The sequence below is a fragment of the Paenibacillus sp. V4I5 genome, from assembly GCF_030817255.1.
Taxonomy (GTDB): domain Bacteria; phylum Bacillota; class Bacilli; order Paenibacillales; family NBRC-103111; genus Paenibacillus_E.
Map to the genome: position 1 here is coordinate 363,688 of NZ_JAUSZB010000002.1, position 22,645 is coordinate 386,332.

General features: G+C 44.2%; 21 protein-coding genes. 16 read left to right on the plus strand and 5 right to left on the minus strand.

Annotated elements, in window-relative coordinates:
- Nucleotides 1-56: 56 nt before the first annotated feature.
- Genes QFZ78_RS03600 through QFZ78_RS03610 form a run of 3 tightly spaced genes read left to right on the plus strand, consistent with a single transcriptional unit; the run spans nt 57 to nt 4,188 of the window.
- Entirely contained in the window at nt 57-1,337 is a 1,281-nt protein-coding gene (locus QFZ78_RS03600; protein WP_373461096.1) for a peptidase, read from the plus strand.
- A gap of 2 nt (nt 1,338-1,339) precedes the next feature.
- The gene (gabT, locus tag QFZ78_RS03605) at nt 1,340-2,710 is read left to right on the plus strand and encodes a 4-aminobutyrate--2-oxoglutarate transaminase (RefSeq protein WP_307545436.1); all 1,371 of its coding nucleotides are present in this window, start codon (nt 1,340-1,342) and stop codon (nt 2,708-2,710) included.
- Nucleotides 2,711-2,769: 59 nt separating this feature from the next.
- The gene (locus tag QFZ78_RS03610; RefSeq protein ID WP_307545438.1) at nt 2,770-4,188 is read left to right on the plus strand and encodes an aldehyde dehydrogenase family protein; all 1,419 of its coding nucleotides are present in this window, start codon (nt 2,770-2,772) and stop codon (nt 4,186-4,188) included.
- Nucleotides 4,189-4,254: 66 nt separating this feature from the next.
- Here the strand turns inward: QFZ78_RS03610 and kamA are convergent, their stop codons facing one another.
- Together kamA and QFZ78_RS03620 are read right to left on the minus strand one after the other, a co-directional pair.
- The gene (kamA, locus tag QFZ78_RS03615; protein ID WP_307545440.1) at nt 4,255-5,664 is read right to left on the minus strand and encodes a lysine 2,3-aminomutase; all 1,410 of its coding nucleotides are present in this window, start codon (nt 5,662-5,664) and stop codon (nt 4,255-4,257) included.
- Nucleotides 5,665-5,792: 128 nt separating this feature from the next.
- Entirely contained in the window at nt 5,793-7,199 is a 1,407-nt protein-coding gene (locus tag QFZ78_RS03620; RefSeq protein ID WP_373460104.1) for a sigma-54 interaction domain-containing protein, read from the minus strand.
- Between the two features lie 276 nt (nt 7,200-7,475).
- On the opposite strand from QFZ78_RS03620, the gene QFZ78_RS03625 reads away from it, so the two are divergent.
- From QFZ78_RS03625 to QFZ78_RS03640, 4 genes are all read left to right on the plus strand, one after another.
- Nucleotides 7,476-8,456 (plus strand): NAD(P)-dependent alcohol dehydrogenase, encoded by a 981-nt coding sequence (locus QFZ78_RS03625; protein ID WP_307545443.1) that lies wholly within the window; start codon nt 7,476-7,478, stop codon nt 8,454-8,456.
- 95 nt (nt 8,457-8,551) lie between these two features.
- A complete protein-coding gene (locus QFZ78_RS03630; protein ID WP_307555467.1) occupies nt 8,552-10,030 on the plus strand; it encodes a protein adenylyltransferase SelO in 1,479 nt (492 codons plus the stop codon).
- Between the two features lie 227 nt (nt 10,031-10,257).
- The gene (locus QFZ78_RS03635; RefSeq protein ID WP_307545445.1) at nt 10,258-11,856 is read left to right on the plus strand and encodes a spore germination protein; all 1,599 of its coding nucleotides are present in this window, start codon (nt 10,258-10,260) and stop codon (nt 11,854-11,856) included.
- Nucleotides 11,853-13,025 carry a Ger(x)C family spore germination protein gene (locus QFZ78_RS03640; RefSeq protein ID WP_307545447.1) on the plus strand — a complete coding sequence of 391 codons (1,173 nt, stop codon included), beginning with the start codon at nt 11,853-11,855 and terminating at the stop codon, nt 13,023-13,025. The genes QFZ78_RS03635 and QFZ78_RS03640 overlap by 4 nt, the downstream gene beginning before the upstream one ends.
- 215 nt (nt 13,026-13,240) lie before the next feature.
- Here QFZ78_RS03640 and QFZ78_RS03645 read toward each other — a convergent pair whose 3' ends face one another.
- Nucleotides 13,241-14,341 (minus strand): GerAB/ArcD/ProY family transporter, encoded by a 1,101-nt coding sequence (locus QFZ78_RS03645; protein WP_307545449.1) that lies wholly within the window; start codon nt 14,339-14,341, stop codon nt 13,241-13,243.
- A 179-nt stretch (nt 14,342-14,520) separates the two neighbouring features.
- Here QFZ78_RS03645 and QFZ78_RS03650 point away from each other — a divergent pair, with 179 nt between their 5' ends.
- The 4 genes from QFZ78_RS03650 (at nt 14,521) to QFZ78_RS03665 (ending at nt 16,383) form a co-directional block, all read left to right on the plus strand.
- The gene (locus QFZ78_RS03650) at nt 14,521-14,697 is read left to right on the plus strand and encodes a hypothetical protein (RefSeq protein WP_307545451.1); all 177 of its coding nucleotides are present in this window, start codon (nt 14,521-14,523) and stop codon (nt 14,695-14,697) included.
- A gap of 80 nt (nt 14,698-14,777) precedes the next feature.
- The gene (locus tag QFZ78_RS03655; RefSeq protein WP_307545452.1) at nt 14,778-15,104 is read left to right on the plus strand and encodes a TetR family transcriptional regulator C-terminal domain-containing protein; all 327 of its coding nucleotides are present in this window, start codon (nt 14,778-14,780) and stop codon (nt 15,102-15,104) included.
- Between the two features lie 85 nt (nt 15,105-15,189).
- Entirely contained in the window at nt 15,190-15,954 is a 765-nt protein-coding gene (locus QFZ78_RS03660) for an SDR family NAD(P)-dependent oxidoreductase (RefSeq protein WP_307545455.1), read from the plus strand.
- Between the two features lie 39 nt (nt 15,955-15,993).
- Nucleotides 15,994-16,383, plus strand: coding sequence for a hypothetical protein (locus QFZ78_RS03665; protein WP_307545457.1), 390 nt, complete (start codon nt 15,994-15,996; stop codon nt 16,381-16,383).
- Nucleotides 16,384-16,602: 219 nt separating this feature from the next.
- On the opposite strand, the gene QFZ78_RS03670 is transcribed toward QFZ78_RS03665, so the two are convergent.
- Nucleotides 16,603-17,580, minus strand: a complete 978-nt coding sequence (locus tag QFZ78_RS03670) for a collagen-like triple helix repeat-containing protein (RefSeq protein ID WP_307545459.1) — start codon at nt 17,578-17,580, stop codon at nt 16,603-16,605.
- A gap of 197 nt (nt 17,581-17,777) precedes the next feature.
- Between QFZ78_RS03670 and QFZ78_RS03675 the strand changes: the two genes are divergently transcribed.
- The 5 genes from QFZ78_RS03675 to QFZ78_RS03695 all read left to right on the plus strand — a co-directional run bounded on the left by QFZ78_RS03675 (nt 17,778) and on the right by QFZ78_RS03695 (nt 21,722).
- A complete protein-coding gene (locus tag QFZ78_RS03675; protein ID WP_307555469.1) occupies nt 17,778-18,824 on the plus strand; it encodes a YheC/YheD family endospore coat-associated protein in 1,047 nt (348 codons plus the stop codon).
- A gap of 193 nt (nt 18,825-19,017) precedes the next feature.
- A complete protein-coding gene (locus QFZ78_RS03680) occupies nt 19,018-20,268 on the plus strand; it encodes a S1C family serine protease (protein ID WP_307545463.1) in 1,251 nt (416 codons plus the stop codon).
- A 198-nt stretch (nt 20,269-20,466) separates the two neighbouring features.
- A complete protein-coding gene (locus tag QFZ78_RS03685; protein WP_307545465.1) occupies nt 20,467-21,045 on the plus strand; it encodes a TetR/AcrR family transcriptional regulator in 579 nt (192 codons plus the stop codon).
- A gap of 21 nt (nt 21,046-21,066) precedes the next feature.
- Nucleotides 21,067-21,408 carry a DMT family transporter gene (locus tag QFZ78_RS03690; protein WP_307545467.1) on the plus strand — a complete coding sequence of 114 codons (342 nt, stop codon included), beginning with the start codon at nt 21,067-21,069 and terminating at the stop codon, nt 21,406-21,408.
- Entirely contained in the window at nt 21,408-21,722 is a 315-nt protein-coding gene (locus tag QFZ78_RS03695) for a DMT family transporter (RefSeq protein ID WP_307545470.1), read from the plus strand. Before QFZ78_RS03690 ends, QFZ78_RS03695 begins: the two co-directional genes overlap by 1 nt.
- A 139-nt stretch (nt 21,723-21,861) precedes the next feature.
- Here the strand turns inward: QFZ78_RS03695 and QFZ78_RS03700 are convergent, their stop codons facing one another.
- On the minus strand, nt 21,862-22,617 hold the full coding sequence (locus tag QFZ78_RS03700) for a YheC/YheD family protein (RefSeq protein ID WP_307545472.1): 756 nt from the start codon (nt 22,615-22,617) through the stop codon (nt 21,862-21,864).
- Between the last annotated feature and the right edge of the window lie 28 nt (nt 22,618-22,645).

Sequence of the window (22,645 nt, forward strand, 5' to 3'; positions counted from 1 at the left end):
GTGTTGTAGACGCGTCTTCATATGCCTATCTGAAGGAGGGAATTCCTTTGCCCAATCTGAACGCTGAGCTGCAAAAGCAAATTCATGAGTGGATTAGGCTTCATCGCGAAGAAGGAACCTGTTTGCTGCAGAATATGGTCAGGATACCTAGTACACAAGGCAATGAGAAGGAAGTCCAGACCTTAATTGCCGATAAATTTCGTGAGTTGAGACTAGACGTTGATGTATGGGAACCGGATGGAGAGACCCTTGAGACACATCCTTATTTTTGTTCTCCTAGAAACCGTTTTACAGGCAGTCCCAATGTAGTCGGTGTCATGAAGGGGTCCGGAGGTGGACGTTCTATCCTACTAAATGGTCATATCGATGTCGTTCCGGAAGGGAATCGGGATCAATGGCAAGATGATCCTTTTAGCGGCAATGTGGTGGATGGGAAGCTGTATGGACGTGGGGCAACGGATATGAAAGGCGGAAACGTCTCTCTCCTTCTCGCTGTGGAGGCTATTCAGAGTCTTGGCATTAGTTTGAAGGGCGACGTCATAATTCAAAGCGTCATTGAAGAGGAAAGCGGCGGAGTAGGGACTCTAGCTGCGATCGTGAAGGGATATCGAGCAGATGCAGCCCTCATTCCTGAGCCTACCAATTTACGCATATTTCCAAAGCAGCAGGGTTCTATGTGGTTTCGCATCGAGGTCAAAGGCCGTTCAGCACATGGCGGAACCAGATACGAAGGGGTTAGTGCCATTGAGAAAAGCATGATCGTGATGCAGCATATCCGTGAGCTTGAGGAGCAAAGAAATGCCCGTATCTCGGATCCTTTGTACGCTCAAAACCCTATTCCAATCCCTATTAATATAGGGGTCATTCATGGAGGGAATTGGCCTTCCTCCGTAGCGGACACTGTCAAGTTAGAGGGAAGAATGGGCGTTGCACCTGAGGAAAAGCTTGATGAGGCTAAGGAGGAAATGGCCCGTTGGATGGAGGAGCTTAAGGGAAAAGACCCTTGGTTTGAAGAACATCCGCCTGTAGTTGAATGGTTTGGAGCCCGTTGGGTCCCAGGCAGCGTCGATCCTGGGCATGATTTGATAAGGGTTCTTAAGGAGCAATATAGGGAGGTTAAGCAAGAAGAAGCTAGAATTGAAGCATCGCCATGGGGAACAGACGGCGGATTGCTAACGCAGCTTGGAGAAACGCCTTGTATCGTTTTCGGTCCAGGCATCACTCAAGTGGCCCATTATCCGAACGAGCACATTGTGCTGGATCATGTGTTTGAAGCAGCGGAGATCATCGCATTGACCCTGATTCATTGGTGTGGTTTTGATGAAATGGAGGCGTAGGGATGGATCGGAACCCAAGACTTACGAAATATATTGATATGAAGACGGCGATCCCGGGTCCTCAGGCTCAGCTTCTGCTAGAGCGGCGCATGGCGAATATCCCGAGAGGTCCTTTCCATACAGTTCCTACCTTTGCGGCTAAAGGGGAGGGGGCGCTGTTCACGGATGTTGACGGGAATACCTTTATCGATTTTGCGGGGGCGATAGGTTCCTTAAATGTCGGGCATTGTCCGCCTAAAGTCGTGGAAGCGCTGAAGTCCCAGCTGGATCAGTATCTGCATCCCTGCTTTCACGTCATGATGTATGAGCCATACGTGGCATTGGCTGAGAAGCTCAATGCGTTGACCCCAGGGGATCATAAGAAGAAAACGTTCTTCTTGAACAGCGGTGCAGAGGCTGTTGAAAATGCGGTGAAAATTGCACGTAAATATACGGGGCGAAGAGCCGTGATTTCCTTTGAACGCGGCTTTCACGGCAGAACCTATATGGCTATGTCTTTAACCAGCAAGGTAAAGCCTTATAAGAACGGCTTTGGCCCTTTCGCTCCTGATACGTACAAAATGCCCTATCCTTACTACTATCGTGCCCCTTTAGGGATGTTACCGGATGAGGTGGATGATCAAATATTGCAGAAATTCGAGGACTTCTTCTTGTCGGAAGTCCCTGGTGATGAGGTTGCTGCTATCATTATGGAGCCGGTTCAAGGAGAAGGAGGCTTTGTCATACCATCCCTCCGGTTTATTCAAGGTGTGAAGGTGTTGTGCGAGAAATACGGTATTCTGCTAATTGCCGATGAAGTGCAGACTGGATTCGGACGGACAGGGAAGAACTTTGCGATGGAGCACTACGGAGTTGTGCCGGATCTGATGACAATGTCCAAATCGATTGCCGCCGGGCTCCCAATTAGTGCCGTGACCGGACGGGCGGAGATCATGGATGCACCCGATATCGGTGAAATCGGGGGTACTTATGGAGGCAGCCCGCTTGGCTGTGTAGCTGCATTAAAAGTAATTGAAATGCTAGAGGAGGATCGGCTGGCTGAACGGGCTGTATCGATTGGGGCAGCGGTTAGCGAACGGTTTCTCCGGCTGCAGCAGGAAGTTGGTTGCATTGGCGACGTACGAACGTTGGGCGCGATGAGTGCGATTGAGTTGGTGAAGGATCCGGTGACGAAAATACCAGATAAAGAGCTAACGACTCAGATTTTAAAGGAGGCGCATCAACACGGGGTCATCGTGATGGGGGCTGGTCTATACAGCAATGTGATTCGTATTCTAAGTCCGCTGGTCATCACGGATGAGCAGCTTGCTGAGGGATTGGATGTTCTGGAGCAGGCTGTTAAGGCGTGTATTAGTAAGAATATTCCTTCATAAGCCTATGCTTACGATGTCAGTTTTCTTAAGCAAAACGCTAACAAGGAAGGGGGCGCAGCATGAGGAAGCATCTATTCATCGACGGGAAATGGGTGGAAGCAAGCGAGTATCGTCCTTTATTCTCTCCCTACAGCGGTGAACAAATCGCTGAGGTCGCGTATGCAGGAGCAGCCGAAGTTGAGCGTGCGATTGAGGCTGCTGAAAGAGCCAGGCCTATAATGGCGAGTATGCCGGCGCATGAACGGGCCTCGATTTTAGAGAAGCTGGCTACTTTAATCCGAGAGAAGTCGGAAGAGTGCGCCCGTCTGATTGCGCTAGAAGCAGCTAAACCGTTAAAAACGGCGAGGCTTGAGGTAGAGAGAACAATCGCAACCTACAAATTTGCCGCAGAAGAGGCGAAGCGGATCCACGGTGAAACGATCCCTATGGATGCTGCCCCGGGGGGAGAGGACCGCGTAGCGTACACGATCCGCCAGCCCTTGGGGGTTGTTGCGGCCATCACACCATTCAATTTTCCGATGAATCTGGTTGCACACAAGGTAGGCCCAGCCATCGCTGCGGGCAACACCATCGTATTGAAACCAGCCGGCCAAACGCCTTTATCCGCTTTGTTTTTAGCAGAGCTTTTGCAGCAGGCGGGTCTTCCGGCAGGTGCTCTAAACGTAGTTACTGGCAGTGGAAGCGTGATTGGGGACTGTCTAGTGAGAGATGATAGAATAAAGGCCGTGACTTTCACTGGAAGTCCGGAGGTTGGGATCGCAATCCGCAACAAAGCAGGCTTGAAAAAGGTGATTTTAGAATTAGGGTCCAATTCCGCTCTCATTGTGGATCAAGGGGTTGATGTGGATGCCATGATCGCAAGAGCGGTCACAGGCGCATTTTCCTATGCAGGTCAGGTTTGCATTTCGCTACAGCGCATTTATGTTCATGAGCAGCTTTTTGATGAATTCGTCAGTAAATTCGTCATACAGACAGAGACGCTTCATTTAGGTGATCCTTTGGATCCCGCTACGGATGTTTCGGCTTTAATCGGTCTTCGCGACTCTGAGCGTTCTTTGCAATGGATCGCAGAAGCTGAGAAGCTTGGCGCTACAGTCGCGACCGGTAATAGGAAAGACGGTAATATCGTCCAACCTACAGTATTGCTTCATGTTGATTCTTCATCTAAAATATCTTGCCAAGAAGTTTTTGCCCCGATTGTGATGATCAATAAAGTTTCCACGATAGAGGAAGCCATACGATTGGTTAATGACTCCAAATATGGACTTCAAGCGGGTATTTATACAGAAAATATCCGAACGGCCTTTGCCGCTGCTGAAGCTTTAGAGGTAGGCGGCGTCATGATTAATGATATTCCCACCTTCCGTGTGGACCACATGCCGTATGGAGGCGTTAAGGAAAGCGGGACTGGGCGTGAAGGTGTGAAGTATACCATTCAGGAATTGACGGAGCAGAAATTGATTTGTTTTAAAAAGTAGGCGACACATGGGAAAAGACCTCATCCACGCAAATGATGTTTGGCGTAGGCGAGGTCTTTTTGACATTTAAGATTCTGGGCTTTCTGTATTCGCAATACTTTCATTATCCTCCTTATTAACCCTCTGCTGAGCTTTCATCAATTTGTCTTTCATTTCATCTCTCTTTGGCCGACGATCCTTCAACGACGCGTGCTCTGGTGTATCTTGGTAAATTTTTCTTCTGCCGATCCGGTGCAAATTTTCTGGCACTAGTGTAAATTTTTCATCTTTCATGAGAGCAATAATTCCAGTGCTTTCCGGCTGTTTCTCGATACCGAATATTTCATTGAAATATTCGTCTGCACGGCCCGGTACATAGTTTTTCGGCTCGGGGTAACCGACGATGACACCTTCGTAATTACGCAGAATGACCTTATCTTGGCTTTGTGAGATCAAATAGTTAGGCTGAAGTGCGATTTTCCCGCCTCCTCCTGGAGCGTCAACGACGAAGGTAGGTACCGCATACCCGGAGGTGTGGCCGCGAAGCGATTCGATAATTTCAAGACCTTTGGAAACGGGTGCCCGGAAATGACCGATCCCTTCAGATAAATCGCATTGATAAATATAGTAAGGACGAACACGAATTTTCACTAGATCATGCATAAGCTTCTTCATAATATAGGTACTGTCGTTGATACCAGCCAGAATCACCGACTGATTGCCTAAAGGTACACCGGCATTCGCTAGCATTTCGCAGGACTTTTTCGCTTCGTCCGTCATTTCCAAAGGATGATTAAAATGGGTATTCAGCCAAACCGGATGATATTTTTTGATAATGCTGCATAAATGCTCCGTGATCCGCTGCGGGAAAACAACTGGAGCTCTCGTACCGATACGAATGATCTCAACATGGGGAATCGCCCGCAAATTTTTCAAAATATACTCCAAAATATTGTCGTTAATTAATAGTCCATCCCCGCCAGAAAGCAGAACGTCGCGCACCTCTGGTGTATTTCGAATATAAGCAATCGCATCATCCAATTGTTTTTTGGGAACCCCCATGCCCACCTGACCGGAGAAACGGCGGCGAGTGCAGTATCTGCAGTACATCGAGCATTGATTCGTTACTAGAAATAGAACCCTGTCAGGATAACGATGTGTTAACCCAGGGGTAGGGGAGTCTTCGTCCTCATAGAGGGGATCCTCGAGATCATACTTTGTTTTCAATAATTCGGCGGAAATGGGAACAGATTGCATGCGAATCGGGCATCTCGGGTCATCTGGATTCATCAATGATGCGTAATAGGGGGTAATATTTAATGGAATGGTTTGCGTTGAAATCCGAACCCCCTCTTCTTCCTCGGGTGTTAAATTCACTACTTTCTTCAGATCTTCCAAAGTACGAATGGTATGTGTCAGCTGCCAAAGCCAATCATTCCACTGCTCATCCGTTACGTTTTTCCATAGCTCAACTTGCTTCCAGTCACGTCGTTCCATTATTGCACCTCCAGTAATGATGCCTTCTCATAAGTAGTAAGATGCAAAAAGCGTGCCAACATTTCCACGCAAACAGAAATGCAAAAAAGACTCCTGTCGGAGTCTTGAACTGATTGATCTGATAATGTTTATGGCTTTTTGACGATGCCGTAGCGGCTCAGTTTATATTGTAAAGCTTGGCGCTTGATTCCTAGTGCTTGTGCGGTGTGCGTGATGTTATATTGATGATTTTCCAGTGCATCAGTGATGGTTTCCTTTTCCATTTGCTTCATTTTATCAGTCAATCTACCGGCAGAGTTAGTTGTCATTTGGTCACCCCACGGAGCGGATTGAAGAGAGAGAGAGGCTGTTTTTATATGATTCCCTAAGAAGTAAGCGGGAAGGTGATTTTCTTCAATGATTTCACATTCCAGCTCCATCATATTGTATGTGGATTCAATAGCATGGCTTAATTCTCGTATATTGCCGGGCCAATGGTAGTTCATTAAGCTATTCATTGCAGCTGGCGTAATGCCTGTTATTTTCATGCCGAATATGTGATTAAATGTATCAATAAAGTGGTGGGTGAGGAGAGGAATATCTTCTTTTCTTTGCACAAGAGGAGGAAGGTACAGACTCACGACATTTAGCCGATAGAAGAGATCGCTGCGCAGCAATCCTTTGTCTAATGCTTCCTTCGGATCTATATTCATGGCGGTAATGATGCGGACATCGACATGCTGTTCCTGGGTTCCCCCGACTCGGCGAACAATCCCGTCTTGAAGTACCCGCAATAGTTTGGCCTGCAAAAATAAATCCAAACTGTTTAACTCATCCAGAAAAAGAGTTCCGCCGCTAGCTTGCTCAAATAATCCAGCACGGTCAATAGCGCCAGTAAACGCGCCTCTCGCAGTTCCGAACATAATACCTTCCATAAGCTCGTTGGGGACTGCCGCACAATTTTGGGCAATAAATAGACGGTTTCGGCGGGCTCCTGCGTTGTGTATGCTCTGGGCAAACAATTCTTTACCGGTACCGGTTGGTCCGGATATCAAAACAGGAGAGCTAGTACGTGAAGCCTTCTTGGCGAAGGAGACTGTTTGTAGGAAGGTCTCGTTTTTGCCAATTAAATCACTGAAATGGTAACGAGCGGAGCTGGCGTTTTTCTTATCTTTTGACGGTGATTCGTAGATTTGATGCCTGAGATCAAGGATTTGGTCGTGGAGATGAACAATGCTTGTTATATCCTTAGCCACTTCTAAAGCACCAATGATTTCACCATTTTCCAAAAGAGGATACGTACTGTTAATGGTAGTGATCCGTTTCCCGGTTACACTTACGTATGTTTGAATTTTTTCTCTTATTTCTATGCCTGTCTGTAGAACTTTAATGAAGGTGCTCGTTTCATTCGTTAGGGAAGGAAAAAGGTCGAAGAAGTTCTTTCCAACAACTTGTTCGCTCTTAAAACCATCGGTTTCTGCCATCTTATCATTATAAAAAATGGTTATTCCCTTGTTATCAATTAGATGAACACCGACATCAATGATATTCAACATTTTCTCAAAATATTTCGATCCATGATCGTTCTGCTCGAACACTAAGTTCACCCGCCTCACGAAGAATGGTTCAATGGTTCAATTAACACCATATGATATTTTGTCTGGAAAAATGACCAGCGGAAGAACAAAAGGCAAATCGTTTTCCTTTATTGGATGATTGGCTAAATAAGTGACAAGTTAGTGTATATTAATCTTGACACGACGTATATTATAAATTACATTGTGTATATAATACTTTACTTTTAGTAAAGGTTAACGTACAGGAGGAGTAAAATGAAAGCAATCGTATGCACTAAATATGGATCGCCTGATGTTCTTCAGCTTAGAGAGGTAGATAAGCCAACCCCCAAGGACAATGAAGTACGGATCAGAATATGCGCGGCAACAGTAGGGCCAGCGGACTGCGCCTTTCGAAAAGGCGACCCGTTTATTGTTAGACTTTTTTACGGTCTTAGCAAACCGAAAAACCCCATACTGGGGTTTGAGCTTGCCGGGGAAATTGAGGCAGTAGGTAAGGATGTGAAATTATATAAAGTAGGCGACCAGGTTTTTGGTTTAAGTGCAAAGATCTCTGGTTCTCATGCCGAGTACAAATGTCTGTCTGAAGACGCCCCGCTAGCAATCAAATCGTCCTCTATGTCTTATGAAGAAGCCGTAGCCGTCTGCGATGGGGCAACAACTGCGTTGACTTTTCTTAGAGATAAGGCAAAGATACAGAGCGGACAAAAAGTCCTGATCAATGGCGCTTCAGGATCGGTAGGTGTTCATGCGATTCAGCTTGCCAAGTTCTATGGGGCAGAAGTTACAGCAGTATGTAGTACTACGAATGTAAGTTTGGTGAGGTCATTGGGAGCTGATAAGGTAATAGACTATACCAAAGAGGATTTTACACAAGCCAACCAGTCCTATGATGTTATTTTCGACGCGGTAGGCAAACGTTCATTTGCTCAATGTAAAGCATCGCTAACTCCGAGAGGTGTCTATCTTTCTACTGTCCCTAAGCTGTCCATTGTGCTGCAAATGTTATGGACTTCAAGGATCGGCGGCAAAAAAGCAATGTTTGCGACAGCTGGCTTAATGCAGAGTAAAGAAAATCTAATCTTCCTTAAAGAACTGTATGAGGCGGGTAAGATAAAATCAGTCATCGATCAACGATATCCGTTGGAGCAGACTGCCGAGGCTCACCGATATGTAGATAAAGGACACAAAAAGGGAAGTGTAGTCATCACTGTGGGACATAATAGTAAGAGCTAACAAAGCGTTTCAGTTGAAGGCGGTTAACTGTGATAATATAAGTCTAACAGGTTAGAAATACTAAAAAACAAAAGACAAATGAAAAAGGAGCTATGATGACAGAGAAAAAAACAAAGATAGAAACAGGATGGAACTTCGATAACAGTTATGCTCGTCTACCGGAATCACTTTTTACCAGAATTAATCCAACTCCTGTTCGCTCACCGAAGGTCATTATTCTTAATGATCAGTTGGCAACATCCTTGGGGTTAACGGTCCAATCACTGCAAAGCAATGATGGTGCAGCGGTGCTGGCTGGCAACCAGATTCCTGAAGGCGCTTTGCCTCTTGCCCAAGCCTATGCGGGGCATCAATTCGGGCATTTTAACCGGTTAGGGGACGGCCGGGCTCATCTGCTTGGCGAACAGATCACTCCCCAAGGTATGCGGGTTGATATTCAGCTTAAGGGATCAGGTAGGACGCCTTACTCCCGCGGGGGCGATGGTCGAGCGGCACTTGGTCCGATGCTGCGTGAATACATCATCAGTGAAGCCATGCATGCGCTTGGTATTCCTACTACACGCAGCCTAGCGGTGGTAACAACCGGCGAGTCCATATTCCGTGAAACCGAGCAGCCCGGTGCCATTCTTACCCGCGTTGCTGCCAGTCATCTGCGCGTCGCAACTTTTCAGTATGCTTCTAAATATGGCACTGCCCAGGATCTCCAAGCCCTGGCTGATTACACCTTGCAAAGACATTTTCCAGAAGTTGAAGCTGCTGATGAGAACCGCTACCTTTTCTTACTTCAGGAAGTGATCAAGCGGCAGGCCGTACTCATCTCCAAATGGCAGCTCGTTGGCTTTATTCATGGAGTGATGAACACCGACAATATGGCGATTAGTGGAGAAACCATTGATTACGGTCCTTGCGCCTTCATGGATGCCTATGATCCGGCAACCGTATTCAGTTCTATTGACAAGCAGGGCCGCTATGCCTATGGTAATCAGCCCTATATTGCCGCATGGAATCTCGCCAGATTTGCTGAAACCTTACTTCCGTTGCTTCATGACGACGAGGAGCAAGCAGTCAAACTAGCCGAGGGAGCGATTGCGAGTTTTTCCGAGGTGTATCACCGCAATTGGTTCGCGGGCATGAGGGCAAAACTGGGAATGTTTCATGAAGAACAGCAGGATGAATCTCTTATTAAAGACCTGCTCACGATGATGCAGAAGTATAGTGCGGACTATACCAATACTTTCCGCGCATTAACTTTTGATAAGCCGGAAGAGACAGCCCTGTACGGCACCACGGAATTCACTCAATGGCAGGAGCAGTGGCAGGAGAGACTAGGCAGGCAGCAGGAAACGAAAGACTCCTCACATCAGCTGATGCGCAGCAGCAATCCTGCGATAATCCCCCGTAACCACCGGGTAGAAGACGCTTTAGAAGCCGCGGTAAAACAAGGTGATTACAGCGTGATGGATAGGCTTCTTGATGCTCTGTCGAGACCCTTCGCGCACTCCCCTGAACAGGCTGATTACTCTACATTGCCTGCGTTATCAGACTGTCCTTACCAAACCTTTTGCGGTACCTGAGATAGAAGGTGAAAATAACCTGATTAGCAGGTTATTTTTTTTGAAATTGTAGCTTTCTCAGTAATTGAATCGTTAATTTCGTTAAATAAAAATGCTAGCAGGAAGGGATAATTGTTTACATAATAAATGTTATGAAGTCTTTATTCGACATCGAACTAGCTTAAGAATAATTTTGACGTAAATTGGAAGAATAGTTGAATCAGTGTTTTCTTTTGGGGGTCTATTTAGTGAAATGGTTTAGGAAATGGATGCACATTAAACCTGAGTTTCCAAATATGCCGGAGGCTCATCAAACTGATGATGAAGAGAACCCCAGCTTAAGCTCGGATTTAGAACAAAATGAGATGATTTTTAAGCGTATATTCCAAAACAGCTCTGATATGGTATTCCGTAAAGTTCGGCTGGCTGGAGAAAATCATTGGCTTATCATATACCTTGAAAGTCTGGTTGAAGAAAAATTGATTGACGATCATGTATTGAAACCATTGATATTTAATTTTACAAAACAAGATACTTTGATAAATGAAACAACAGAATCTCTGGATGACCAGATTATCTCTATAGGAACGACGAATATGACATCCAAAGTAACTGACATTGTTAGTCATGTGTTAAAGGGTCATGCAGCCGTTCTTACAATAGGAGACAGCAATGCGTTGATGGTCAAGGTTTGCGGTACAGCACAACGAAGCCTTGAAGAACCTTCATCTGAACCTGTCATTCGCGGTCCTAGGGATGGATTTATCGAGAAGATTTCAACGAATATTGGTCTAATACGAAATAGAATTAAAACATCTCGACTAAAAATGGAATCCATTACGCTCGGGGAGCTTACTCAAACCCAAGTAGTCATTAGTTATATAGTTGGTATTGTTTCCGAATCTGTAGTTGAGGAAGTTCGAAAAAGGGTATCTCGGATTCAAATCGACGGGATCCTCGATTCAGGCTACATAGAGGGATTTATTGAGGATTCACCTTTCTCTCCTTTTCCACTAGTGCATAGTACAGAGCGACCAGATGTTGTAGCTGCAGAGCTATTGGAAGGGAAAATAGCCATTCTTGTCGATACCACTCCATTTGTATTAATTGTTCCCATGACATTCTGGAGTGGACTCCAGGCAAGCGAGGATTACTATATTCGCTGGCCCATTGCAACTTTTGTGCGGTGGATTCGATTCCTTTTCATCAGTATCGCCATATTTGCTCCTCCCCTATATGTTGCGATTACGACCTTCCACCAGGAAATGATTCCGACTAATCTCGTTCTGAGTATTGCCTCCTCTAGGGAGCCTGTTCCTTTCCCGGCTGTGTTCGAAGCCTTAATAATGGAAATTATATTTGAGGCATTGCGGGAAGCAGGGATTCGATTACCCAAACAAATCGGGCAAGCGATAAGCATTGTTGGGGCATTGGTCATCGGCCAAGCAGCTGTGCAGGCGGGAATTATTTCAGCTCCAGTCGTCATTATCGTATCGATTACTGGCATTGCAGCGTTTACAATTCCACGATATAGTTTTGCAAATGGAATCCGAGTTCTTCGCTTTCCGATGCTATTCTTGGCGGGTACGCTTGGACTTTATGGCATTGTACTGGGTTTTTTAGGCATCTTGTTACATGTCACGTCACTTCGTTCTTTCGGCGTCCCTTATTTCACTCCGGCAGCCCCGATGACCATCACGGATTTGAAGGATGTAATCATCCAGGCGCCAATATGGGCTAAAACTCGTCGTCCACAGGCAACAGGATCTAATAATTTGGTCCGTGAACCGGCAGGTCAAAAACCAAGTCCAGAATCTGCGAGGAAAAGGAAAGGAACTTCAGAATGAAACCATTCCTATGCATCGGCTTACTATTCACAATATTAACCACAAGCGGTTGTTGGGATCGTACGGAGATTAATGATCTTGCGTTCATTGCGGGTACGGCATTTGACTTAACGGATAATGGGGAATATTTATTATCGCATCAAATTGTCATCCCTGCCTCCGCTCAAGGGGGACCAGGGAGTGGAGGAAGCCAAAAAGAGAAGTTTTTTGTTATATCGGCTGTTGGAAAGAATATTAATGAAGCGTTCTATAGGCTTCAGAAAAAAAGTTCGCGCAGGTTGTTTACCGCACATCGCGTCGTTATTTTTATAGGTGAATCGTTATCCAAACACGGGATTCAAGATATTCTCGATGTTTACACCCACGAATCGAAGCAACGATTAAAAACCTACATGATGGTTGTAAAGGGGGCAGAAGGGCGGAGACTTCTGAAAGTTAATTACCCTTTTGAACAAGCTCCCAGCGAAGCAATCAAGGAAATGGAAGCTTTAAGAAGCGAGTTGGCGGTTACACTGCGAGACTTTTTTTTAGCGTCATCAAGTGATGGGATCAGTCCTATTTTGGGAGTCATAATGCCTGAGGGTTTATCAGAAGGAGTGAAAGAAAACCATATATTTAAGCTAGCTGGAACTGCCATTTTCAAGGATTTCAAGTTAGTCGGTTATCTAAACGAGAATGAAACAAATGGATTTCTTTGGGTTACAGGTAGAATGAAGAGTGGTAGAATCAACGTCAGATTACCAGAAGGTGACGGAATAGTGGGGTTGGTTCTGGACAAAGCAAACCGAAAAATCACCTCGGAGATAAGTGGTGATAAGATCAAATTCAAGATTCAGCTGGAAGGGGAAGGAGCTATCTGGGAAAATAATACCCCGTTGGATATCAGTTTGCCAGAGAATCTTAGACTTGTACAGAAAGCATTAGAGAAAACGGTCGAGAAACAAGTCCTGGATACATTATCCAAAGTCCAGAAGCGGTACAAAGTTGATAGTGTGGGTTTCGGCCAAGAAATTTACCGTGATAAGCCAAAACAATGGAAAGTGTTGAAAGAACAATGGGATCATAAGTTTCCGGAGGTAGACGTTTCCGTTGCAGTTAAGTTAAATATAATCGGAAGCGGGATGGCAGGTCCTCCATTACATTTGAAGGAAAAGGAGATCATAAAATGATCGTCCAAATCGTGGGATATGTATGTATATTGGTTGTATGGTCTTTTTTTAGAATCCAATCCTTGCTGAGTATGCAAAAAAGCAAGGAAGCAGCGATATACGGCGTTTTAATGGGAGTATCATCCATTTCCGGATCCCTATTAATTGCCCGTGTTGACATACCGAGCATAGTTTTCCCGTTCAAAATTATTTTTGAACCCATCGGAAAAATGCTTTTAATGCATTGAATGGTCCACTTTTCTTTTTATAGTGTCTATCATGAGAAGTGACAACGGTATGAGGCTCTGTGTGATAAAACCCACACTCGGGTAAATGAAAGCAAGATAAGCTTGAAGCTCCGCGGCACTTTTGAAAATGGAAGCCGATCCAATGATGGTCAAAAGTGTTAGCGGAGCTACGATATCACGATAATTTCGGATCCCGAAAAGCTGGCTTACACAAAGACATAATATAAACAACGATACACATACCTTCACAAAATTCCCCAACACCCACACCGCAACAGCGATGGCCTCCAGACGTTCAAATGAACCTTCAATACCTATATATTGCATGAGACTTAAAAATGAATAGGTCAGTTTACCTGATAATGTACCGAGGACCATAATCGTAAGTAATATAATGGTAAATACAATAATGGAAAGGCTGAAATACGCAATCAGCGAGACCTTGAAAGCCTTTTTCGGCTGATTCAAATAAGGAAGGAGCCATCCTAATATAAATACTTGATTCATGAATGCTCCTGCTGGAATGATAGCTCCTTGCAATACCGGCAGTATTCCCTCTCCTAAAAAAGGCTTTAGCCGGACGGGATCTGCTTCCCCAATCGCCAGAATCAAGATCGGAATCAAAAAAACCAAGATCAAGGGTGTAAGAAACTCATTACATCTTCCTATGACCTCAATCCCAGCAATAACGGCTATGCCGCATAGGATCAATAATGTCAGACTTCCTACTATGGTCGGACTTTTTGGTAATAGAAGCGTTTTAATAAAAAAGGTATGCTGTATGGTCATAACCGAAATAGCATTAAGCCAAAAATAAATGTAAAACAATCCCAAACATTTCCCTAACCATTTCCCTAAGATTTTTGAACTGTATTGTATAATCGTCAAACCAGGATAACGATTGGCGAGTGTAATCAGCGCCCACAGAGTTAATAAACCTGTTGTAGTAGAAGGAATAAAGGATATCCAACCATTTTGCTTTGCAATCATCACCATCCATCCAGGAATGGTTAAGATGACGGTGGAACCGATAAAATTCATTATTAAAAAGCCTAGCTGAGTTCCCGTGATTTTTTCTGTTGACTGCATCTTCACACTCTCTCTCCTTACCTCACAGAGGTTGTTCCAAGTATTGACTTATCGTTATCCACTTATACGTTTAAAGAGAGATAAAACAATGCATAAGAACATCGCCTATGATGTATAAATAATTCTTTACCTATCGTTCTCAATATGCTAAGATCTAATCGAAAGGAGGAATCATTGGAATGGCCAGAACCAAGGAATTTGATGAGGATGCGGTGTTGCTCAAAGCCATGCTGTTATTCTGGGAACAGGGTTATGAGAAGACTTCCATGATGGACTTAGACTCACATTTGGGGATCACAAGAGAAGCATGTATGACTCCTTTGGCGATAAGCATTCCTTGTATATCAAGGCGTTAATACGATATAGTGAAATGATAGGTAAATATATTAAACACATTATTAATGGATCCATTTCTGCAAAGGAAACTATTAGGCTGGTGTTAGAAACGGCAATTAGACGGGATGGGGAAGAGTTTCCTAAAGGCTGTCTGATGGTAAATACCGCGGGCGAGTTGGCTCTACTTGATTCTGAGTCCATAGCTTGGGTCAATGAGAGCTTGACCTATATCGAGAAATTGATACGTGAGCTTATTGAGGCAGGTCAACAATCGGGCGAACTTGACAAAACGCTCAATGCGGAATGGCTGTCGTGTTATTTTAATAATGCATTTACTGGGCTGCGGGTTTTGGCGAAGACGACAGTCGACAGAGAGAAATTAAAGCAAATAATTGAAACAACAATATCAAATTTAAAGATCAACTAAATTTATTTATTTATTTGAGAATGATCGTTCTCAAAAAAAGAAATGGAAGAGACGAAAACTATAAATCACAAAGGAGCAATAGAATATGGGAAAACTGAATGGGAAAGTTGCATTAATTACTGGGGGTAGCAGTGGTATTGGATTGGCAGCCGCAAAATTGTTTGTGGCAGAAGGCGCAATGGTCGTTATTACCGGCCGTAATCAGGTCGCGTTAAACTCGGCAGTGGAGGAGATTGGCACCACCAACGCTATTGCTGTTCAGGCTGATGCCGCCGATCCAACTAGTGCGGAAAAAGCTGTGGCCGCAGCGTTTGAAAAATTCGGCCGTCTGGATGTCGTATTCGCTAATGCAGGCATTTCTGGTCAAACGCCAGTAGGTGGGACAGAGCTTTCCGTTTTTGAGGAGATCCTCAAGGTTAACGTTACCGGAGTCTTTTTTACTGTTCAAGCCGCTTTGCCTCATCTGAAGGCGGGGGCATCGGTGATCTTAAACGGCTCGATTCTTGCTAAGGCTGGAAGCCCGGGATGGTCGGCCTATGCGGCGAGTAAAGGGGCGGTCACAAGTATGGCGAGCGTGCTGGTTTCCGAATTGTCACCGCGCGGCATTCGCGTGAACACCGTCGTACCGGGAGCGACGCGGACGCCAATTTGGGGGCAACCTGAAGGAATTGCACAAATGGATCCCATTCTTTCGCGTATGGTTCCGCTGAACCGCATGGGTGAACCGGAGGAGATAGCAAAAGTCGCACTGTTCCTGGCCTCAGATGACTCTTCCTTTGTCCAGGGTGCTGAAATTAGCGTAGATGGAGGGGCTGGCTCATCCCCGCTTGGCGCTCCAATTTATCGTTAAGAAAAAGGATATCATAAAATAAAGGTATCGGCTCTGCATGTGGTTTATTTCGCCAGTTATGCGATGTGGTTTTATCTGACTCACCCCTTTTTATATACGTATCCCGGTTTCGTTACCGAGGAACTGGCCCCGTGGCAGGAAAACGGCGAAACATGGCGCCGTTTAAAAATTACATTCCCTGACCATATCGCCAGTCATAGCCGCGAGCAGATTTCTTATTTCGGGGAAGACGGCTTATTGCGTCGGCATGACTATACGGTCAATGTGATGGGTGGCGCGACCGGCGCCAATTACGCATCCGATTACCGCGAAGTCAACGGCAGCATAGTGCCGACAAAGCGGCGGGTCTACCCCCAACAAGCCGACGGGCAAAAGGCACAGGAGCCTCTGTTGGTAACCATCGACATAAGCGACATTTCCTTCACATAAACCCGTTGGAACTGTCGGTCTGGCTAGATGGCAATAGAAGCGGTGCCGTTATTTTTCTATTAAATCGCATTTATAAGCAGAGTGGATGGCCTAATATAGGTCAAAACGAGTTAGTAGGATAGTAATCCCAAAGGGGACAAGCTGAATCAGCTTATGATTCGCCTGTCCCTTTTGCATGCTACCCATGATACATATGGCGGATTACAATGCTAGAGATTATTAAGAAGGAGTATACATTAGACTAGCGCTAAATGAGAGTTGGGTGATATCAGCTGCCGAGGGATCAGTCTCATCAAGCGTCCTTACACGAATACCAATACGATCGCCCGCAGCGACTACCAATGTTCCCCCAACATTTTTATTCGTTGCAGTACGGAAACCGGTTGGGTTACCAGGTGTAATGGTCGTATTCGGAGCCCCGAATCTAACCGAACTAGTCAGCGGAGTTGTCAAGTAAGGTGAAGAAGCATGATCAATCCCACTATTAGGAAATGACGGTGCACGGAATACTGTAAAATCATATTGAAGACCGAGAGTATTTATAGAAACCTCAGAAGCAACCAATAAATCTGCACTTATTTGTAAATCATGAACGGTACCATTAAAGGGAATTGGGAAAGCAAAGCCACCTGCTTCCGGTGGACTAGTTGATTCTCCAGCAGCGTTAATAACTTCAACCGTGTGACTGCCAAAACCCATTAAAATTGGAGCAGCTGATACTACTGTAGCACCACTTATGATAATACCCGTTGAAAAGGGAATTAATCCTCCACCTCCTGGTACACCTTGTGGCCCTGTTGCCCCTGTAGCTCCCGTCGCACCTGTCGCCCCCGCTGGCCCCGCTGGCCCCGCTGGCCCTGCTGGTCCTGCTGGTCCTGCTGGTCCTGCCAGTCCGGCTGCGCCAATTGCTCCTGCAATTCCTGCGAGTCCCTCGGGTCCAAGTGCTCCCGCAATTCCCGCAAGTCCCTCGGGTCCAAGTGCTCCTGCAAGTCCAGCGGGTCCAGCTTCACCAATTGCTCCTACAAGTCCTGCAAGACCAGCTGGTCCAAGTGCTCCTGCAAGTCCAGTGGGTCCAGCTGTTGCAATTGCTTCTCCAAGTTCTTGAAGCAATTCGGGTCCTTCTAGTCCTGGAGGTCCTTGTGGCCCTCGTGGTCCTTCTGGTCCAGGAGGTCCTGGCGGACAATTACATCTTCCCATAGTCTCATCTCCCTATTATCAAGCGTAATTTATCATATTAAAAACCTAAAAATATACACACAGCAAATACCTATCAATTGAAATTTAGGCTAATAGAGTAATAAATTCGCTGATTTTCTACTCATCTATGTTCTTGTCCCATAGCATTATGTCTATTCTGGCATTAGATAATAACAGAGATCGAAGGCTAGGGAGTGATGAGATTGGAGAATAACCCATTAATAGGTATTATGGTAACTAATAGGATCAGTAGAAAAAGAATTTTGGAGCTTTATCAACGTTATCACAATCTAAACCTGAAACTTTACGCTTTTACACCGGCCGATATACGTTGGAAGGAACAACGAATTATTGGACTTAGCCTGAAAAAAGGCATATGGAAACAAAGTTCGTTTCCTTTTCCTCATGTCGTCTATAACCGCTGTTTTAACAAAAAATTAGTAACTATTGAACGCCTAGAGAAGGCGATTGGTAGAAATAAATGTTTCAACAATATCAATTTTTTTAATAAATGGGATCTTCATAACCTATTAAAAGAGTCAAATCTTAAACCCTATGTACCAGACACATTTTTATATAATGAAGAAGTGAATATATCAGAACTATTAGAGAAATATAAACTAATATACATTAAGCCTTCTTACGGATCTATGGGGAAGTCTGTGTATCGGGTTAAACTAATGGATAATGGTGATATTCACATTTCTTTGCACTGCTTGGCTCCAAGATATATTTGTAGAAAAAATGAAAGCATTCAGGAAAAGTTGGATGGACTCCGTCTAAAGAAATTCATGGTTCAGCAAGGGATTCATATGAGTCAACTTGATCATCAGTATTTTGATATCCGGGTCCTTGTCCAAAAAGATATTCTTGGAGAATGGACAGTTTCTACCATTACATGTAGAGTAGCTTATGAACAGTACTTTAACACGAGTATGTGTGAAACCATTTATGATATTGTTGACATTCTTCCGCGATTAGTTTCGCCCGAAAAGATTAATGAAATCCTCCGATCACTGCATGAGATAAGTATAATGGCCGCCAAAGAAGCAGAAACTCATATAGGTTCATTGGGAGAGTTGAGTGTCGATTTTGTATTAGATGAACAAAGAAAGTTATGGATTATTGAACTTAACGGAAAACCCCAAAAAAATATATACGAAAAACTTAAGTGTTATGAACGCAAAATTTATAGTAGACCGTTGGAATATGCTTATTTTCTCTCTCAATTTGAGAGAGAATAAACTACACAAAAACCTCTTGTTTAACAGTTCTTGTTAAATAAGAGGTTTTTTGCGCCAATCGACACCTTCAGCATACTTTCAGTTAACTTTCATATGCCTATCAGCCAAACTTAAGTAACACTTCAGGTTAGCGCCCTATACTTCTATCTATCAACAACAATAAAATTAATCGCACAAGAAAGGCGGTAATCGTATGAATGAAGATATGAAAAAATTGATTAACTTAGATGATATAAAGGTTGAAAACAAGATGGGGAGCAGTAAATTAAGATCTATGTTTGCAGCTTTTATGGCTGGCGCGGTTGTTGTCGGTGGGTTGATGTTCACATCGGATAAAATGAATCTGTTTGGGTATGATGCCGGGCCCATTCAATCAGGCGTCGCCGCAGCTGCAGCTAACTCGGCAACTGCTGGTGTCCAAACTGCATCGTTAACCCCTACAGGGACGAAAAGTGTCTCATCCATTGCAAAAGCTGCGAGTCCAGCCATTGTTAAAATCGAGACCAAAGTAAAACAGACGAATATTGGACAGAATAGAAGAAACACACTTGGGCAAGGTACTGAAAACGGAAACACCATTGAAAATGGAATTGGATCCGGCTTCATTTTCGACGCGAGTGGTTATATATTAACGAATGAGCATGTTATTAATGGCGCAGACGAAATTAATGTCTATGTGCAGGGCTACGACACACCTTTTACGGCAAAACTACTTGGAAGCAGCTATGATCTAGACTTGGCAATACTCAAAATTGATGGGGATAAAGCTCTCCCTGCTCTGAATATGGGTAACTCCGACAATACGCAAGTAGGGGATTGGCTTGTTGCGATCGGAAACCCGTATGACTTTGATTACTCCGTAACCACGGGCGTCTTAAGCGCCAAAGAGCGCACGATTAGCATCGACGATGAGCAGGGTACTCGAAATTACAAACATTTGCTGCAAACTGACACAGCGATCAATCCAGGTAACTCCGGCGGTCCGCTTTTGAATTTGAATGGTGAAGTTATCGGTATCAATACAGCTGTAAACGCTGAAGCGCAAGGAATGGGCTTTGCAATCCCCGCAAGTACGATTAGTTCTGTTGTAGAAAAACTGAAAAATAACGAAACGATTCCAAAAGAGCCAGCACCATACATTGGTGTAGCTCTACAAAATATTTCGGATGATATGCTAGCAGACTTAAAAATCAACAGCACAAAAGGTGCCATAGTTGCTGAGGTGCAGCAAGGCACACCAGCTTTTGAAGCGGGCATTCGTCAGTACGACGTTATTTTGGATGTGAATGGCACAGCAATTTCAAGCACTGCAGACATTACAAAAACTGTGCAAGCCGCGGCCGTGGGAGACGAACTGAAAATAACAATCTCTCGTGATGGTCAAACGATGGATGTTACTGTTGAAGTAGAGGATAGAAACGCAATGACCAGCCATCAAGGTTAATATAAATGGTTGAGAAACCTCATCATGGGTCAAGAAAATAAGATTGCCTGCTATCCTGCCAATCTGGCTAGGTGGTTGGCAATCTTTGTCATGTTACAGCTGCTCCTCGTTTTATTGAACGGATAGAATAGTAGTGGTTGCCCCAAATCGGAGAACGTGATACAATCTTCCTGACGAACGTTCGGAAGGATGGATCAAATGACTGCAACTCGGATCAAAGAGGTGGCCCTCAGACAGTTTGCCAAAAACGGATATGAAGGTGCGTCGCTTGCAGATATTGCTGCGGAGGTAGGCATCAAAAAACAATCCATCTATACACATTTCAAGGGGAAAGATGAACTTTTTCTTGATCTGTTTAACGATGTGCTAGCGAAGGAATTAAATTTTGTTGTCGAGTATCTCGATCGCCATAAGCATCTATCGATTGATCTGCTTTTTTATGGCTTTCTTATCCAATATAAAGATTGCTACGAACAAGATGATAACACCAAATTTTTCTTGCGGGTTGCCTTTTTTCCGCCTACCCATCTCTATGATGAGATTGTTAAACAAGGCTATAATTATTTAGATACACTTGAAACCATGTTAATCCCTTTGTTCGATCATGCGATAGCAGACGGGATCATTCATGCAGATGTCAGCAGTGAAATGGCGGCAGTTGCTTTTCTTGCTGTACTGGATGGCATGTTTGTTGAGTTGTTATTTGGAGGAGCTGAACGGTCGCTTAAGAGGATTGAAGCTTCCTGGTTCGTATATTGGCGTGGCATCAAATCGTAAAACAGCAGGAGGATCATACACATGAATCGTAATTGGGTTTATATATTTGTCGGCGCTTTATTTGAAGTGATGTGGGTTACAGGATTAAAACATTCGGATACGACAATGATGTGGATAGGCACTATTATTGCGATGTATATCTCTTTTCATCTAGTTATTAGCGCGTCTACCAAGCTTCCTGTGGGGACTGTGTATGCTATCTTCACCGGAATGGGGACAGCCGGCACCGTATTAGTGGAAATGCTGCTGTTCGGAGAGCCGTTCAGATTTCTTAAAGTATTCCTTATTTTGCTGCTTTTATCCGGCGTATTTGGGCTCAAATTTGTGACAAAAGAGCCAGATAAGAAAGGAGCTGCCGTCTAATGGGTTGGATTTTTCTCATGTTTGCCGGGATGTTCGAGATCGTAGGCGTCGTTGGCATGAACCAAATAAATAAAGCGAAAACCATCCGCTCCTTTAGCATTTTCATCGTAGGCATTGTTATGAGTTTTGCGCTTCTGAGCCTAGCGATGAAAAGCCTGCCGATGGGCACATCTTATGCGGTCTGGACAGGGATCGGTACAGTTGGCGGCGCAGTCGTTGGGATGCTGTACTATGGCGAATCCAGTGATTGGAAGCGGATTATGTTCATCGCGATGGTATTAAGCGCTGCAGTTGGTTTAAAATTAATTTCATAACCACAAATCGCTCGCTGAAAGAACAACTAAACCGTTGGTTGACAAGATATAATAAAAACAGCAGTTCAAAGACTATTGGACTGCTGTTTTTGTATACAATTTAAAGGAAAGAATTGAAATTCACAGCTCCCTAATGATCTTATTTTGACCTTCCATACATCTTGGAAATAGATAAAATACGATGATACATTTTTTTATCCTTCATATGTTTTAAGGGATAAAACTGGGGTTTTGTGTTAACCTCGAGGATCCAAGGTTTTCCTTTTGCATCTAAAGCAACATCCAAGCCTAACTCCCTAAAGCCGTTCTTATAACAATCGAAATGATTTCCAACGGTAGATCCCAACCATTCTAGTTCTGTTTTCTTTCTTTGGATAGATGCGCTTTTATATCCTGCTCCGGCCATTGTTTGAAAGAAATAACCAAGTTTTCCGCCTTGATGATAGTTCGTAGCGACCTTACCCGTCCTGCCTATTTTTGTGAATATTGCGCTGCTTACCCATTTTCCTTTTGTCGTCTTCTGTACCATAACACGGACGTCAAATGGTCTACCCTTCGTTGTGGCCAAGTGTATACCCTTCTGAAGCAAAAATGATCTTCTTTTTGAAAATCGGCGAAGCTTCATGTATAAACTTTTCCTGCTTGAGTAGTACGATTTAACTGATTTAAATTGAGTTTGATACCCACTATCTTTTCTTTTGATCCGAATAATGTCTGCTCCACCTGTACCGTCGGTAGGTTTAAAGTATATGGTAGAAAAAGACGACAGCATCAAATTTAGAGTTTTACTGTTGAATAACATCGTACGAGGGATGTATTTTTTTAGCTTTCTATGCTTAATTAACCATTTCGTTTTAATCCATTTGCTTTTGACTGATTTGCTCCTGTATGTCATATTGATAACCTCCCATGTCTCAGAATAC